This is a genomic window from Streptomyces siamensis (genome assembly GCF_039543605.1).
In the GTDB taxonomy this organism is placed as follows: Bacteria; Actinomycetota; Actinomycetes; order Streptomycetales; family Streptomycetaceae; genus Streptomyces; species Streptomyces siamensis.
The window spans coordinates 268,915-282,907 of the sequence record NZ_BAABKB010000030.1 but is presented as its reverse complement, the minus strand read 5'-3'; the positions used below and the strand labels follow the sequence as shown (position 1 = coordinate 282,907).

At 70.0% G+C, this 13,993-nt stretch carries 14 protein-coding genes; 8 read left to right on the top strand and 6 right to left on the bottom strand.

Features of this window, described 5'->3' with window-relative positions:
• Positions 1-76 precede the first annotated feature (76 nt).
• Entirely contained in the window at positions 77-2,704 is a 2,628-nt protein-coding gene (locus ABEB03_RS32055) for an FG-GAP-like repeat-containing protein (protein ID WP_345656464.1), read from the top strand.
• Positions 2,705-2,836: 132 nt separating this feature from the next.
• Here ABEB03_RS32055 and ABEB03_RS32050 read toward each other — a convergent pair whose 3' ends face one another.
• From ABEB03_RS32050 to ABEB03_RS32030, 5 genes are all read right to left on the bottom strand, one after another.
• Entirely contained in the window at positions 2,837-3,223 is a 387-nt protein-coding gene (locus tag ABEB03_RS32050) for a hypothetical protein (RefSeq protein WP_078629248.1), read from the bottom strand.
• A 251-nt stretch (positions 3,224-3,474) separates the two neighbouring features.
• Positions 3,475-4,038: a hypothetical protein gene (locus ABEB03_RS32045; RefSeq protein ID WP_345656323.1), complete on the bottom strand. Its 564-nt coding sequence runs from the start codon at positions 4,036-4,038 to the stop codon at positions 3,475-3,477.
• Positions 4,039-4,124: 86 nt separating this feature from the next.
• Positions 4,125-4,628, bottom strand: a complete 504-nt coding sequence (locus tag ABEB03_RS32040; protein WP_345656322.1) for a hypothetical protein — start codon at positions 4,626-4,628, stop codon at positions 4,125-4,127.
• A 67-nt stretch (positions 4,629-4,695) separates the two neighbouring features.
• Positions 4,696-5,559 carry a DUF4328 domain-containing protein gene (locus ABEB03_RS32035; protein WP_345656321.1) on the bottom strand — a complete coding sequence of 288 codons (864 nt, stop codon included), beginning with the start codon at positions 5,557-5,559 and terminating at the stop codon, positions 4,696-4,698.
• Positions 5,560-5,685: 126 nt separating this feature from the next.
• On the bottom strand, positions 5,686-7,314 hold the full coding sequence (locus tag ABEB03_RS32030; RefSeq protein WP_345656320.1) for a beta-N-acetylhexosaminidase: 1,629 nt from the start codon (positions 7,312-7,314) through the stop codon (positions 5,686-5,688).
• A 445-nt stretch (positions 7,315-7,759) separates the two neighbouring features.
• On the opposite strand from ABEB03_RS32030, the gene ABEB03_RS32025 reads away from it, so the two are divergent.
• From ABEB03_RS32025 to ABEB03_RS31995, 7 genes are all read left to right on the top strand, one after another.
• Positions 7,760-8,371, top strand: a complete 612-nt coding sequence (locus tag ABEB03_RS32025) for a 2-oxo-4-hydroxy-4-carboxy-5-ureidoimidazoline decarboxylase (RefSeq protein ID WP_345656463.1) — start codon at positions 7,760-7,762, stop codon at positions 8,369-8,371.
• Between the two features lie 148 nt (positions 8,372-8,519).
• Positions 8,520-8,900, top strand: coding sequence for a succinate dehydrogenase, cytochrome b556 subunit (gene sdhC, locus ABEB03_RS32020; protein WP_078629246.1), 381 nt, complete (start codon positions 8,520-8,522; stop codon positions 8,898-8,900).
• Positions 8,901-8,905: 5 nt separating this feature from the next.
• Positions 8,906-9,397 carry a succinate dehydrogenase hydrophobic membrane anchor subunit gene (locus ABEB03_RS32015; protein WP_345656319.1) on the top strand — a complete coding sequence of 164 codons (492 nt, stop codon included), beginning with the start codon at positions 8,906-8,908 and terminating at the stop codon, positions 9,395-9,397.
• A gap of 23 nt (positions 9,398-9,420) precedes the next feature.
• Positions 9,421-11,175 carry a succinate dehydrogenase flavoprotein subunit gene (gene sdhA / locus ABEB03_RS32010; protein WP_345656318.1) on the top strand — a complete coding sequence of 585 codons (1,755 nt, stop codon included), beginning with the start codon at positions 9,421-9,423 and terminating at the stop codon, positions 11,173-11,175.
• Entirely contained in the window at positions 11,175-11,936 is a 762-nt protein-coding gene (locus tag ABEB03_RS32005; RefSeq protein WP_095936182.1) for a succinate dehydrogenase iron-sulfur subunit, read from the top strand. Before sdhA ends, ABEB03_RS32005 begins: the two co-directional genes overlap by 1 nt.
• 161 nt (positions 11,937-12,097) lie before the next feature.
• The gene (locus tag ABEB03_RS32000; protein ID WP_345656317.1) at positions 12,098-12,703 is read left to right on the top strand and encodes a hypothetical protein; all 606 of its coding nucleotides are present in this window, start codon (positions 12,098-12,100) and stop codon (positions 12,701-12,703) included.
• Entirely contained in the window at positions 12,696-13,004 is a 309-nt protein-coding gene (locus tag ABEB03_RS31995) for a hypothetical protein (RefSeq protein ID WP_345656316.1), read from the top strand. Before ABEB03_RS32000 ends, ABEB03_RS31995 begins: the two co-directional genes overlap by 8 nt.
• On the opposite strand, the gene ABEB03_RS31990 is transcribed toward ABEB03_RS31995, so the two are convergent.
• Complete coding sequence (locus tag ABEB03_RS31990; protein WP_345656315.1) at positions 12,987-13,949, bottom strand: hypothetical protein; 963 nt, start codon at positions 13,947-13,949, stop codon at positions 12,987-12,989. The two genes, ABEB03_RS31995 and ABEB03_RS31990, sit on opposite strands and share 18 nt — an antisense overlap.
• Positions 13,950-13,993 lie beyond the last annotated feature (44 nt).

Below are 13,993 nucleotides of genomic sequence, written 5' to 3'. Positions count from 1 at the left end.
GTTGAGTCGCAGGACTGGCCATGCGTACAAACCGCTGACTCTGAAGCGGAGAGCGTGGCTGACGATCGGGGCCGTGGTGCTGGGCGGGGCGGGCGCCGTCACCTATGCCGTAGCAAACCCGTCCGCACAGCCGGACGACCCTGCCGGAGCACGCAAACCCGCCGTGCACACGGTCAAGCTGAAGGACAAGGGGGCCGGCCGCAAGGGCCTCGGCAAGCAGGACACCGACCGCTTCAGCGCCGTACTGCTGACCTGGAGCGACCCGGACGCGAAGCCGAAGGGCACGCCCGAGGTGCGGTACCGGGAGCGGGAGTCCGGCAAGTGGTCGGGGTGGCAGAAGCTGCCTGACGACCCCTTCTCGGCCGACGGCGAGGAGGGCAGGAAGGCCGCGCAGCGCGGCGGTACGGCGTCCGTGTGGACCGGCGACGCGGACGGCGTCGAGGTCCGCGTGATCGGAGCCGACGGCACGGAGGCCGCGGGACAACCGGCCGGCATGGACGTGCGGCTGCTCGACCCGGGCACCGATCCGAAGCGGAGCACGGAACCCGCGGCGTACACGCTCCCGGTGGAGGAGACCACGCCCGCGACGACGGACTCGCCGACCCCGGCCGACCCGGTGCCGACGACCACGGATCCCGCGACCCCGACGGACACCGCCTCCCCCACCGACACCGCCTCGCCGACCACCGAGCCGCCGAGCCCGTCGTCGACCGACACCGCCTCGCCGACGCCGTCGCCCACCGACACCGTCCCCGCGCCCCGCCCGTCGACGGTGGTCAAGCCGCCGGTCATCACCCAGGCCGAGTGGGGCGCGTCGACCGACTACGACGGAACGCCCGCGTACGGCACCGAGATCAAGGCGGCCGTGGTCCACCACACCGGTGTGGACAGCGACAACAAGCTCTCCTGCGGCGAGTCCCGCGCCCGGATGCGCACCATCCAGCAGGAGCACTTCTCGCGCGGCTACTTCGACATCGGCTACAACTTCGTCGTCGACAAGTGCGGCCAGATCTTCGAGGGCCGCAGCGGCGGCATGGACCTGCCCGTCATCGGTGCGCACGACATCGGCTTCAACACCAACACGGTCGGCATCTCGTACATAGGCAACTACGAGAACGCCAAGCCGACCCGCGCGGGCCTGGAGGCCATCTCCCGCATCGTCGCCTGGAAGTTCGGCATGTACGGCGTCGACCCCAACGGCAAGGTGACGCTGGTCTCCGGCAGCCCCAAGGGCCAGGACGGCAACCTCGTCGACAAGGGCACGTCGATCACGCTGCCGACGGTCTTCGGACACCGCGACACCAACGCCACCGCGTGCCCCGGCGCCAACCTCTACCCGAAGCTCGCCGAGATCCGCAGGTACGCCGCGAGCGCCGGCCGGAACTCCGCGATCCCGACCTCCGACTACAACCGTGACGGCGTGAGCGACCTCGTCGCCGGTACGCCCAAGGCGTCGGGCGGCGTCGGCAGCCTCACCGTGGTGCCCGGCGGGCTGAACGGCCCGGTCCCGGCGTCGAAGGTGACGCTCACGCAGAACAGCGCGGGTGTCCCCGGCTCCTCCGAGGCGGGCGACAACTGGGGTGCCGCCACCGCGTGGGGCGACGTGAACGGCGACGGCTACGCGGACCTCGCGGTCGGCGCGCCCGGCGAGGACGACACGAGCGGCAACGCGGACCGCGGCTCGGTCACCGTGCTCTACGGCCCCGCTCTGAACACCGGCTTCTCGTACGCCACCTCCGGCGTGACCGCCGCCGGCGCCAAGCTCGGTTCGGCCGTCGCGGTCGGCGACTTCGACGCGAACGGCAAGGCGGACGTGTTCTCCGCGGGCACCGGCAAGGGCGGCAACTGGAACGCCCGCCTCACCGGCGGCGCCACCGAGACCGGCACCCTCACCACCTCGACGAGCGCGATCGCGTACGCCGACGCCGCCACCGGCGACTTCAACCGGGACGGCTACGCGGACGTGGCCCTCAACTACCGTGACGCGGGCGGCATCGGCCGGGTCACCTGGTTCAAGGGCGGCGCGTCGGGCCTGACGAAGGTGTCCACGCTCAGCGTGAAGGGCGGCCGTTCGATCGCCGCCGGTGACGTGAACGGCAACGGCTACGACGACATCGTCATCGGCCAGCCCTCCGCCTCGGAGTCCGGCGCCGTCTCCGGCGGCCAGGTCACCATGGTCCCCGGCACCTCCACCGGCTTCACCACCACCGGCATGACGACGGTCCAGCAGGACACCACGGGTGTGCCGGGCGCCAACGAGTCCGGTGACGCGCTCGGTTCGTCCGTGTCCGTCGGCGACTACAACCTCGACGGTTACGCGGACGTCCTCGCCGGCGCACCGGACGAGGACATCACCCGCGACGCGGTCAACCGCTCCAACGCCGGCACCACCCTGCTCCTGAAGGGCACCTCGACGGGCCTGACCGGTTCCGGCTCGATCGCCGTGTCCCAGGACACCTCCGGGGTGCCCGGCTCCACCGAGACCGACGACAAGCTCGGCTCGGCCGTCTCGCTCGCCGACCTCTCCGGGTACGGCCGCACCGACCTGGTCCTCGGCACCGAGGGCGAGGACGGCGGCGACGGCATCCTGCTGTACGTGCCCAGCAACAGCACCGGTCTCGGTCTCACGCAGGCCACGGTGTACAGCAAGACCACACTCGGCACTCCGGCGGGCGCCCATCTGGGGCAGACGCTGACGCCGTAGCGGCAGCGATCCCCGCCAGGGCCACGAGGGGGCCGTGCGACATACGGACGTATGTCGCACGGCCCCTCTTCGTGTTCCCCGCGCCGCCGGAATCCGCCGCGCCGAACCGGGCGAGACCCTCCGGCCGGGCCCCTAGCCCACGGCCTCGCGGCACAGCAGCCGCAGCGAGCCGTCGCCCGCGTAGCAGCGGCGGGCCTCCTCGATCGGATCCCACAGGCGCCCGTCGGGCGTGCGCAACCAGTGGTCGCCGCCCGTCTCCCACCATTCGCCGCCCGTGCATCTGACGACGACCTCACCGGCGTACGCGCCGAATCCGCGCAGCGCCGTCTCGACGGCGGCGAACGGCGCGCCCTCCCGGCGTATCTCCTCGATCAGCCGGTCCACGCGCCACAGGCTCTGGGCCGAATAGTCGAGGCGCAGCCGGGCGCCCTCACGCATCGTCGCGACCGTGTCCGCCGCCCAGCGCACGGGCTTCGCCGCCGCCGGGGGCCTCGTTGCCCGAGTCGAGTCCACACTCATTGCGTTCACATTCCGAAGAGCGTGGTCGGGACCGGATTCGTCACGCGCCCGGTGGGTGTTCGCGACACCGGCTCAGGACCGCCATCTCCCTCGCCGGACAGTCACAGGAACCCCTCAGGCAAACGGGTTTGAGCCTGCCGGGGCCGCCGACGCGTCCGCCCGCGCCAGGACCGGCCCGAACCCTCCCGAACCCTCCTGGACCGCTCCGAACCGACCCGGACCGGTCCGCGCCGGACGGCCCGTGTGTACGCCTACGCCCTTCCCCGCGCCCTGCGCGACACCACCGCCCGCAGCACGCGCCGGCCCTCCGTGGACACGTCCAGAGCCGGACGCAGTCCTCCGGTGCCGTGGTCGGCGAGCAGTTCCAGGACGGTGACCTGGCGGCGCAGTTCGGCGGCGACGAGCGGCGACATGCCGTCCGTGCGGCCCTCGCGGCGGGACGTCACGCACGACGCTCCGTCCTCGGCGGCGTCCAGCATCCGGTGGATCTGCAGGGCCGCGACGGAACAGGCGTCGGCCCAGGGGCGCAGGTCGGCGGCGGAGCACTCGGCGGGTGCCGCGTCGAGCATGCGACGGGCGAGCACGACGGCCTCGTCCTCGTCGGCCGCGGCCGGCTCGGGAGCGTCCGCGTCGAGTCTGGTGCGCGCCTCCTTCAGGCGGTCGCCCCATGCGTTCCCGTCCGCCAGGCTCGCCCACAGCGGTCGCAGGATCTCGTCGTCGCCGCCCAGCAGAGGCACGCACCGATCCAAACAAGCCAGACCGCTCGCCGCCAGACCTCGCTCGTCGGCCTGAGCGATCAGTTCCACCAGGCTCATCGCGCCTCCCTCGAAATGCCTCGACAGGGCGCCCTTGTCTCACGGAGCCCGCACTTCCCCTTACTGCGTGCAACGGTCCGGGAGTGTCACAGCGGCACCACACCGAGCCGGTCGAGGAACCGGAAGAAGAGGTTTTCGGCCAACGGGTCGGGGCCCGCGGTCAGCACGTCGAGCAGCGATTCCGCGGTGACGGCATGACCGGCCTCGGCGGCCCAGGCGACGGCCCGCGCGGCGGCGTCGCCCGGTTCGAGGAAGTAGTCGTCGACGCCGAGCTCGTCCTCGCCGCCGCCCAGGTACCCGGCCATCGCCTCCCGCGCCAGGCAGGTGGTCCACGCGCCGCTCTCGGGGGCGGCTGCCTCGACGGCCACGCAGTCGCTGTCCATGACGTATCCGAACAGAGCGGGCGCGCCGGTCTCCCGGGCGAGTGCGTTCATGTTCCCGACGTCCCCGTCACCGCCCGGGTACTCCCACACCTGCCAGCCTGCCGGCGCCGTCCCGCGCAGCACCATGCCGCGCGCCCCGGCCAGCGTGTCCAGCTCCGCGAGCGGTGCCTCGCTTCTGCCCACGACGTAGTAGCCCCAGTAGCCCATGCCGGTTTCCCCCGGTGTCTCGGTTCGGCGACTCGGGCCGAATACACCACAGGGGCGGGGCAGTTGGCTACGGAAAGGGATGATTCGGCGCGGGTCGGACCGCCGCGGCGACGAGCGGACCGCGCCGGGCCTTGTCGTCCTGCATACGGGTCAGACGCCGCACGAAGAGCACCGCGAGGACGGCGGCCACCACCCACAGGACCTCGGCGACTCCCAGCATGCCCATCGCCTCGCGCAGTTCGGCGGGCGTGTCGGCGCCGCGTACGGACCGGCCGGACAGCCGGTCGGTGAGCGCGGCGGCCACCCATGTGAGCCACCAGGAGTTGAGGAGGAGGTGCGACGACGAGGGCATCCGCGTCCCGTCCGCCAGGGACAGTGTCGGCAGCGGTGCGCTCGCGTCCCAGACGTCGGCGGCGACGCGGCGCGGGAACCACAGGTTCACCACGGGAACGAACCAGCCCCAGACGGCCCAGCCGCGCCTCATCCGGTGCTCCTGCGGCCCGAACACCTCGGCGTTGACCCGCACCCGGTGGAACCAGCAGACGAACACGACGGCGGTGGCGATCTCCAGCACGAACTGGAGCCTGCCCGAGGCGACGAGGAGCCGGTCCGCCAGGTCCAGGTCGTCCTGGTCCACCGCCTCGAACGCCCCGGCGGCGATGTCGCTGACGAGCCCGTACGCCGAGAGGACCGAGTAGAGGGTGAAGAGTCCGGCGGCGGCGGACACGGCGAGCATGACGACCGTGGCCTGGGCGAGACCGACGGGCGAGCGCAGGTGCGCGGCGGGCGGCTGCGAGCTGCCCGACCGCTGCGAGCCGGCGAACCGCCGGGCGCTGCCGGGCCGATGGGGGGCGGCCGTCGCGACGGTGCAGATGTCGCACAGGCCGTCCCCGGCCGTCGCTTCGAAGTGCCGGCAGTGCGTGCAGAGCATGGCTGAGGGACCCCCCACTGGTTCAGAAGACGGAGACCGGGCGGGTCCCTCCCCAGGACCTCGCGCACGGCACGCGGAACATACGGTTCACCGTGCCCGGTCGTCCACCCCGTCGGGGGCCCGTGCTCAGCCCAGCCGGTTCGCGAGCGCCTTGAAGTCGGCCCAGGACAGCGCCGGTTTCCGGGGATCCCACAGTTTCTGGACCGTCGCGCGCAGCGGCATGCGGACGCCGGCGGCGACCTGGTCCTGCGTCTGGGCGGTCGAGCGGTCGCACCAGACGGCGAAGCTCCCGCCGAGGATCTGGGAGTCGTACTTCGCGGACACCGCCGTCGATCCGCGCAGGACGAGCGGGGTCCACTGCTCGTAGATGCGCTGCCCGGTCGGGTACACGAAGGTCTGCGGCTCGCCGAGGACGTAGTAGAGGTACTCGTCGTTGTAGTTGATGACCTTGCGGCCCTCGCTCAGGTACTCGACCGGCAGCCGGGCCCCGATCTCCTTGCCCGTCCAGTACGCCACCTGGAGATCGGCGTCCGCCTCGACCTGGCCGCCGCGGAAGAACCCGTCGTTCCACGCCCGTGCCGTCCGGTCGTGGCCGTGGACGACGGCGGCCCGGTCGTTGAGCCAACCGGTCGCCAGGTCGGCGACGCTCGCGCCGGGCCCGTACTTGGTGCGGGCGGCGGTGGCCAGCTGCGGGAAGGACGCCGCCGGATTCGACACCGTCAACGCCTGGTACTCGTCGCCGCCGAGGTGCCAGTACGGGCCGGGGAAGAGGTCCGCGTACTCGTTGAGCAGGTCGTCGACCAGGTTCGCCGCGGCGGGGTCGGAGATGTCGACGGCGCCCCGCGTGGCGACACCCGACACGTTGCGCAGCTGGAGGTCGGGGTGCGCGGCGATGACCGCGCCCAGGTGGCCCGGCGAGTCGATCTCCGGGACGACATCGATGTGCCGGCTCGCCGCGAGGTCGATGATCCTGCGGACCTCCGCCTTGCTGAGGTGCTCCTTCGAGACGATCTCGGGGTGCGTGTCCGACTCGATGCGGAAGCCCTGGTCGTCCGAGAAGTGCAGACCGAGCTGATTGAACTTCAGGTCGCCCAGCTCACGGACCCGGTCCTCGATCCAGTCGGCCGTGAAGTGCTTGCGGGCGATGTCGAGCATGAACCCGCGCTGCGCCTTCGCGGGCCGGTCGTTCACGACCCCCTCCGGCGCGGTGCCGCCGCCGTGCACCTCCTGCTTGAGGGTGCGCGTGCCGTAGAAGACTCCGGCCTCGGCGGGGGCCGTGATGGTGACCCGACGGTTCTTGACGGTCAGGGTGTACGACTCGGGACCCGCGCCGCCGTGGTCGAGGCCGAGCTCCACGTCGCCGTCCTCGGCCCCCGTCCGCCCCGCGTACGTCAGCTTCAGCTCTCCCGCGATCAGCCGTCCCTCATCGGCGAGTGCCTCGTCGCGCACGACCACGCGGGCCCCGGAGGCAGGACGCCAGCCGGGCCCCCGGGCCGGGGTGTGCTCCCGTACGGCGGGAATGGTCCGGGGCGCCTGCGACAGGGGGTACGACCGGGTCGGTGAGGGCTGCGCGCCGGGCGAGGTGCCCGACCGGGCGGCCGTCGACGTCCCGGCCCCCGTCGGCTCCCCGTCGCCTCCGGGCCAGAACGCGAAGGCCGCGGCGACGGCGCCCGCCACGACCACGGCCGCGCCGCCCGCGACGGCTCCCGTGCGCCGGACCCGCCGCTCCGGTGCCCGCCGCCTGCGGCCGGTCACCGCGCACCTCCCGTGCCCGCGCCCCCGGCTCGGCGCGCCGCCGCGGGTCCGCGCGGGGCGGTCCGTGGTGCGGCTTGCGCCGTTCGGGCGAACTGTGGGGCCGTCGGATCACGCCGGGCGTGGCGCAAAGGCCGCGGAGGTATCGAGGAGACCTCCGGCCCTCCGGGCGCTCCCCACGTACCCCCGCGAACGTTCCGCATCACGCTGCCCTCACTTCGCCACCGAGGTCCACTGCACAGCGAACCTAAGCCCAGAGCCCGCATCATCCGTCCACCGCACATTCCGAAACTCTCCCGTGCGGGTGAAATTCGGGCATCCATCGGACAGCTTCCAGCACACCTCGATAGCGTGAGCGGCACAACTTTCACTCCCTCCCCTGCCGAAACACGCGTGACGCCCATGACGTCACGGCCCGGACCTTCTCTCCCACCGCCGAGGATCTACGCTGCCGTCGCACCGTCACCCACGCCTCCCCGGCCAGGTCGCCCTCCCCGAGCAGAAGAGCGCGGCGCCGTCCCCGGGCCGCCTCGCACGGTTCAACGCCGCGCCGGCCGACGTGGTCACCCGTGCCCTGCTCGCCTGCTGCGGCAGCCTGCGCTGGGCCCAACGCCTGGCCGACCATCGGCCCTACCCGGACCTGGGCGCGCTGCTCGCCGCGGCCGACGAGGCGGCGTACGACCTGACCCCCGCCGACCTCGCCGAGGCGCTGGCCGGCGAGTCGCTCACCCTGCTCCCGGACGGCGCGTACTCCGCCGCGCACACCGCGCTGAGCGCCGCGCACGCCGCATACGAGAGCCGATTCGGCCATGTGTTCGTCATCTGTCTGGACGACTTCGGGCCGGAGGAGGCCCTCGACCAGGTGCTGGCCGGAATCCGGGCCCGCCTGGCGAACGAGCCCGAGGAGGAGCGCGTCCTGACGGCCGAGGAGCTCAGGCGACTCGCCCGGGGACGCATCTCCCGGCTTGCACGTACGTTCGACGATCCGTCGGGATCTCGTCCGGAAACGGCGGAATCGACGGATTCGGGCCACCCGGATAGCCCGTACGTGCCTGTTTGATTGCCTGTTTGATCACACCAGCGGGGCCGCTGTAAGCGTTCCGACAAGTCGTCGCTACGATGGCCAGGGCCGGTGGACCGTACCCGGCCGGGCCCGACCGACACAGAAGCCGGCGCGGCCCCAATCCCCGCTCCCGGAGGGTTCTTCCGTGCCGGCTGGAACGCTGTACCGCGGCCGGGAAGGAATGTGGTCCTGGGTGGCTCACCGAGTCACCGGCGTCCTCATCTTCTTCTTCCTGTTCGTACACGTGCTGGACACCGCTCTCGTCCGTGTCTCCCCCGAGGACTACGACAAGGTCGTGTCCACGTACAAGACGCCGATCGTCGCGCTGCTGGAGTACGGCCTCGTCGCCGCCATCCTCTTCCACGCGCTCAACGGCCTGCGCGTCATCGCCGTCGACTTCTGGTCGAAGGGCCCGCGCTACCAGAAGCAGATGCTCTGGTCCGTCGTCGGTATCTGGATCGTGCTGATGGCCGGGGCGCTCTACCCCGTCCTCGGTCACGCATTCCGCGAAGTCTTCGGGAGCTGACGCAGATGTCCACTACTGACACCGCCGCTTCCGGCATCGGCCCCGTCGAGGGCGCGGGCGCGTTCTCGGCGTACGGCGTCGACAACCCCGCCCCGGTCATCGAGGCCCCCCGCAAGCGCACCAAGAAGACCCCGAAGTCGACCCGCGGCAATTTCGAGATGTACGGCTGGCTGTTCATGCGCCTGTCCGGCATCGTCCTGGTCGTCCTGGTCATCGGCCACCTGCTCATCCAGCTCGTCCTCGACGGCGGCGTCTCCAAGGTCGGCTTCGCCTTCGTGGCCGGCCGCTGGGCCAACCCGTGGTGGCAGGTCTGGGACCTCGCGATGCTGTGGCTCGCGATGCTGCACGGCGCCAACGGCCTGCGTACCGTCATCAACGACTACGCGGAGCGCGCCAACACGCGCCTTTGGCTGAAGGGCCTGCTGTACACCGCCACGGTGTTCACGATCCTGCTGGGCACGCTGGTGATCTTCACCTTCGACCCGAACATCCGCTAGGCACGGGGCTGAGGCAACCACTCATGAAGATCCACAAGTACGACACCGTCATCGTCGGCGCCGGTGGCGCCGGCATGCGCGCCGCCATCGAGTCGACGAAGCGCAGCCGCACCGCCGTGCTGACGAAGCTCTACCCGACCCGCTCCCACACGGGCGCCGCGCAGGGCGGCATGGCCGCCGCGCTCGCCAACGTGGAGGAGGACAACTGGGAGTGGCACACCTTCGACACGGTCAAGGGCGGTGACTACCTGGTCGACCAGGACGCCGCCGAGATCCTGGCGAAGGAGGCCATCGACTCGGTCCTCGACCTGGAGAAGATGGGCCTGCCGTTCAACCGGACGCCCGACGGGACGATCGACCAGCGCCGCTTCGGCGGCCACAGCCGCAACCACGGCGAGGCCCCGGTCCGCCGCTCCTGCTACGCGGCCGACCGCACCGGTCACATGATCCTCCAGACGCTGTACCAGAACTGCGTGAAGGAGGGCGTGGAGTTCTTCAACGAGTTCTACGTCCTCGACCAGCTGATCACCGAGATCGACGGGGTCAAGCACTCGGCGGGCGTCGTCGCCTACGAGCTCGCGACCGGCGAGATCCACGTCTTCCAGGCGAGGGCCGTGATCTACGCGTCCGGCGGCACCGGCAAGTTCTTCAAGGTGACCTCCAACGCGCACACCCTGACCGGTGACGGCCAGGCCGCCGTCTACCGCCGCGGGCTGCCGCTGGAGGACATGGAGTTCTTCCAGTTCCACCCGACCGGCATCTGGCGCATGGGCATCCTGCTGACGGAGGGCGCCCGCGGTGAGGGCGGCATCCTCCGCAACAAGGACGGCGAGCGCTTCATGGAGAAGTACGCGCCGGTCATGAAGGACCTCGCGTCCCGTGACGTCGTCTCACGCTCCATCTACACGGAGATCCGCGAGGGCCGCGGCTGCGGTCCCGAGGGCGACCACGTCTACCTCGACCTCACGCACCTCCCGCCGGAGCAGCTGGACGCCAAGCTGCCCGACATCACGGAGTTCGCGCGCACCTACCTCGGCATCGAGCCCTACACGGACCCGATCCCGATCCAGCCCACCGCGCACTACGCGATGGGCGGCATCCCGACGAACGTCGAGGGTGAGGTCCTGTCGGACAACACCACCGTCGTCCCGGGTCTGTACGCCGCCGGCGAGGTCGCCTGCGTCTCCGTGCACGGCGCCAACCGCCTCGGCACCAACTCGCTCCTGGACATCAACGTGTTCGGGCGCCGCGCCGGCATCGCCGCCGCCGAGTACTCGCTGAAGGCCGACTACGTCGAGCTGCCGGAGAACCCGGCCGAGCAGGTCGTCGCGCAGGTCGAGCAGCTGCGTGCCTCCACCGGCACCGAGCGGGTCGCGGAGATCCGCCGGGAGCTCCAGGAGTGCATGGACGCCAACGTGATGGTGTTCCGCACCGAGCAGACGATCAAGACGGCGGTCGAGAAGATCGCCGAGCTGCGCGAGCGGTACAAGAACGTCTCGATCCAGGACAAGGGCAAGCGGTTCAACACCGACCTGCTGGAGGCCATCGAGCTGGGCAACCTGCTCGACCTGGCCGAGGTCATGGCCGTGTCCGCCCTCGCCCGCAAGGAGTCCCGCGGCGGTCACTACCGCGAGGACTACCCGAACCGCGACGACGTCAACTTCATGCGCCACACCATGGCGTACCGCGAGGTCGGCGACGACGGCACCGAGTCCATCCGTCTCGACTACAAGCCGGTCGTCCAGACCCGCTACCAGCCGATGGAGCGTAAGTACTGATGGCTACCCCTGTTCTGGACAAGGTCGAGGCGGAGTCCGCCGCCTCTCCCTACATCACCGTCACCTTCCGGATCCGCCGCTTCAACCCGGAGATCTCGGCGGAGGCGGTCTGGGAAGACTTCCAGCTGGAGATCGACCCGAAGGAGCGCGTCCTCGACGGTCTGCACAAGATCAAGTGGGACGTCGACGGCACGCTGACCTTCCGTCGCTCCTGCGCGCACGGCATCTGCGGCTCGGACGCCATGCGGATCAACGGCAAGAACCGCCTTGCCTGCAAGACGCTGATCAAGGACATCAACCCCGAGAAGCCGATCACGGTCGAGCCCATCAAGGGCCTGACGGTCCTCAAGGACCTGGTCGTCGACATGGAGCCGTTCTTCCAGGCGTACCGCGACGTCATGCCCTTCCTCATCACGAAGGACACGAACGAGCCGACGCGTGAGCGTTTCCAGACCGCCGAGGACCGCGAGCGCTTCGACGACACGACCAAGTGCATCCTGTGCGCGGCGTGCACGTCCTCGTGCCCGGTGTTCTGGAACGACGGCCAGTACTTCGGTCCGGCCGCCATCGTGAACGCCCACCGCTTCATCTTCGACTCGCGCGACGAGGCGGGCGAGCAGCGCCTGGAGATCCTCAACGACAAGGACGGCGTGTGGCGTTGCCGCACGACGTTCAACTGCACGGACGCCTGCCCGCGCGGCATCGAGGTCACCAAGGCGATCCAGGAAGTGAAGAGGGCGCTGATCACTCGGCGCTTCTGATCTCCTTCTGATCACCAGAGGGCTCTGTTTCCGTAACTTCGGAAACAGGGCCGTCTGCTGTTTTGGCGGATTTTCGCTCCTGCCGATTGATTCCCTCCGCAGTCACACTGCGAACTCAGCGGTTTCGCTGGTTCGGGTAAACAAGTACACATGGGGGGTAGATGAGTACGGAAGTGAAAAGTAATGACGAACTTGTCGCACGTCCCACACCGCTGGGAATAGTGCGGGCCTCCGAAACAGCTCTATTCATTGCTGCGCCGCTCCTCACAGCAGGATCTCTTTCCCTGATCGGAGTGGTGTGCGCGGACGCGGACAAGATCCGATTGGCCGGTCCGACACTCCTGCTCCTCGTAACGGCGGTGATCCTCCTCCTGCTGAGCATCCAACTCGGCTTTCATGCTCGCCAGTGGATCTATTCGTACGAGGACCTCCAGAACTGGACCGGCCTGAGCGAGCCCCGCAAGGACGACCTGGAGATCCAGCGAAGGGAATGCGTTTCGGGGGAGGAGAAGCTGGAACGCGCCGGCATGGTGTACAACGCGGGAACCGTGCTCCTCGCATTCGGCGTCGCCATGGTTCTCGTTCCCCGGGGCACCGGCGATCTGGCCGTTTGGCGCTGGGCCGCCACCATCCTTGTCGCGGTGGCTTCCATCGCACAGGTCATCTGGACGCTCAGGCTCTACGACCGTCGCGTCTTCCTTCCTAGTCGGCGGCAACACACCGGAGACAAGCAGACCTTGAAGAAGGTGGAGGTGAAAAATGTATGACGCAACCCTTCCGGGCCATCCGGTCGAATTCGTCCGGTGCCCTCTGTGCAGGCAAGAACCTGTTCCCAGGCAGGCCTACTCCTACCAGGACCGAAGGCGCTGGCAGAAGGTCCTGACCGAGGGCGACGCGGAGGCCATCAACGCATACCTCGTAAGGGACCGAGCCGTCTTCAAGCACGGCCCTTACGACGGTGCTCAGTGTCCGGCTCAGATCCTGCCTGGCCCAGCCCTCTTCCGCCTGGCGGGAGTGGACGCCAGGATCAAGGCGAACGAACTGATGAAACTACTCGGCCTGCTCTGACCGCTGCGGGGGCTCTCCGTCCTCCAACCGGCCGCCCGCGCTGCCGTCGGTCTCTTCCACGTGCGGCCGGGCACCCGGGTGGGCATACGGGAAGTCCAGGCGCTGCCGGTAGGCGAAAGAATCCGAGACACCTGCAAAGACCTCCTCTTCGGTCTCCTTCGTCGGCAACGGATAGTGAAGGGCTTCGAGGAGGTCGAAGCGGTGCAGGTCATAGGTCACGTGCATGAGGCCCGAGTACGACTGTGCTGCCGTCACCGCGCCCTTGTACGCCAGCGCGGCGAAGCCCAGACCGGCTCCACAGAGCCACCAGCCGGACCGCTCGTCGTACAGGGCCGCAATGCCTGTCCCAGTAAGCGCCAGAAACGACCAGCACAGATTCACCGCACTGTCGAGCGCGTCGCGGGTCGAGCGCAGCGCCTCCGCCATGCGGTCCGAGACCTGCAGATAGATCCGCGGCCATGACGCCAAGGTGGTCAGGCCGTATCTCTCCCCCGCGCTCAACTCACCCGCGCGCAACGCGTTCCCCAGCGCCGTGGGCAGCAAGACGTCCTCCGCAGGGTGAGCGGCGAGGCGGCGCTGCGCCTCGGCCCGTACCCGCTGTGCCGCCTCGCCGAGAGCTGCCTTTTCGGCTCGCTCCGACAACGCGACCCAGCGTTTGCGCTGCACCTGTACCAGCAGCTGCCCGAGGCCCGCAGTGAGCGCCCAGCGGTCCCAGTAGCCCTCCAGCACACGGACCGCCCGGACCTGGAAGGGCTGCAGCAGGAGGCCGAGGAGGGATGCGCACGCGGTGACCACGAGGAGCGCGCCGACTGCGGTGAGCGGACGCTCCGGCACCGCCGCACCCCAGTCACTGCGCCCCGAAAAGCTGCCTGCCCGCACGAGTGCGAGTACGCCCGTGACGAACAGGGCGCAGGGTGCGAACTGGACCGCCAACACCCGTCGCACGCAGCTCGCCCTCCCCTTGCGCCCCTCGCATTCTCAGTATGGGT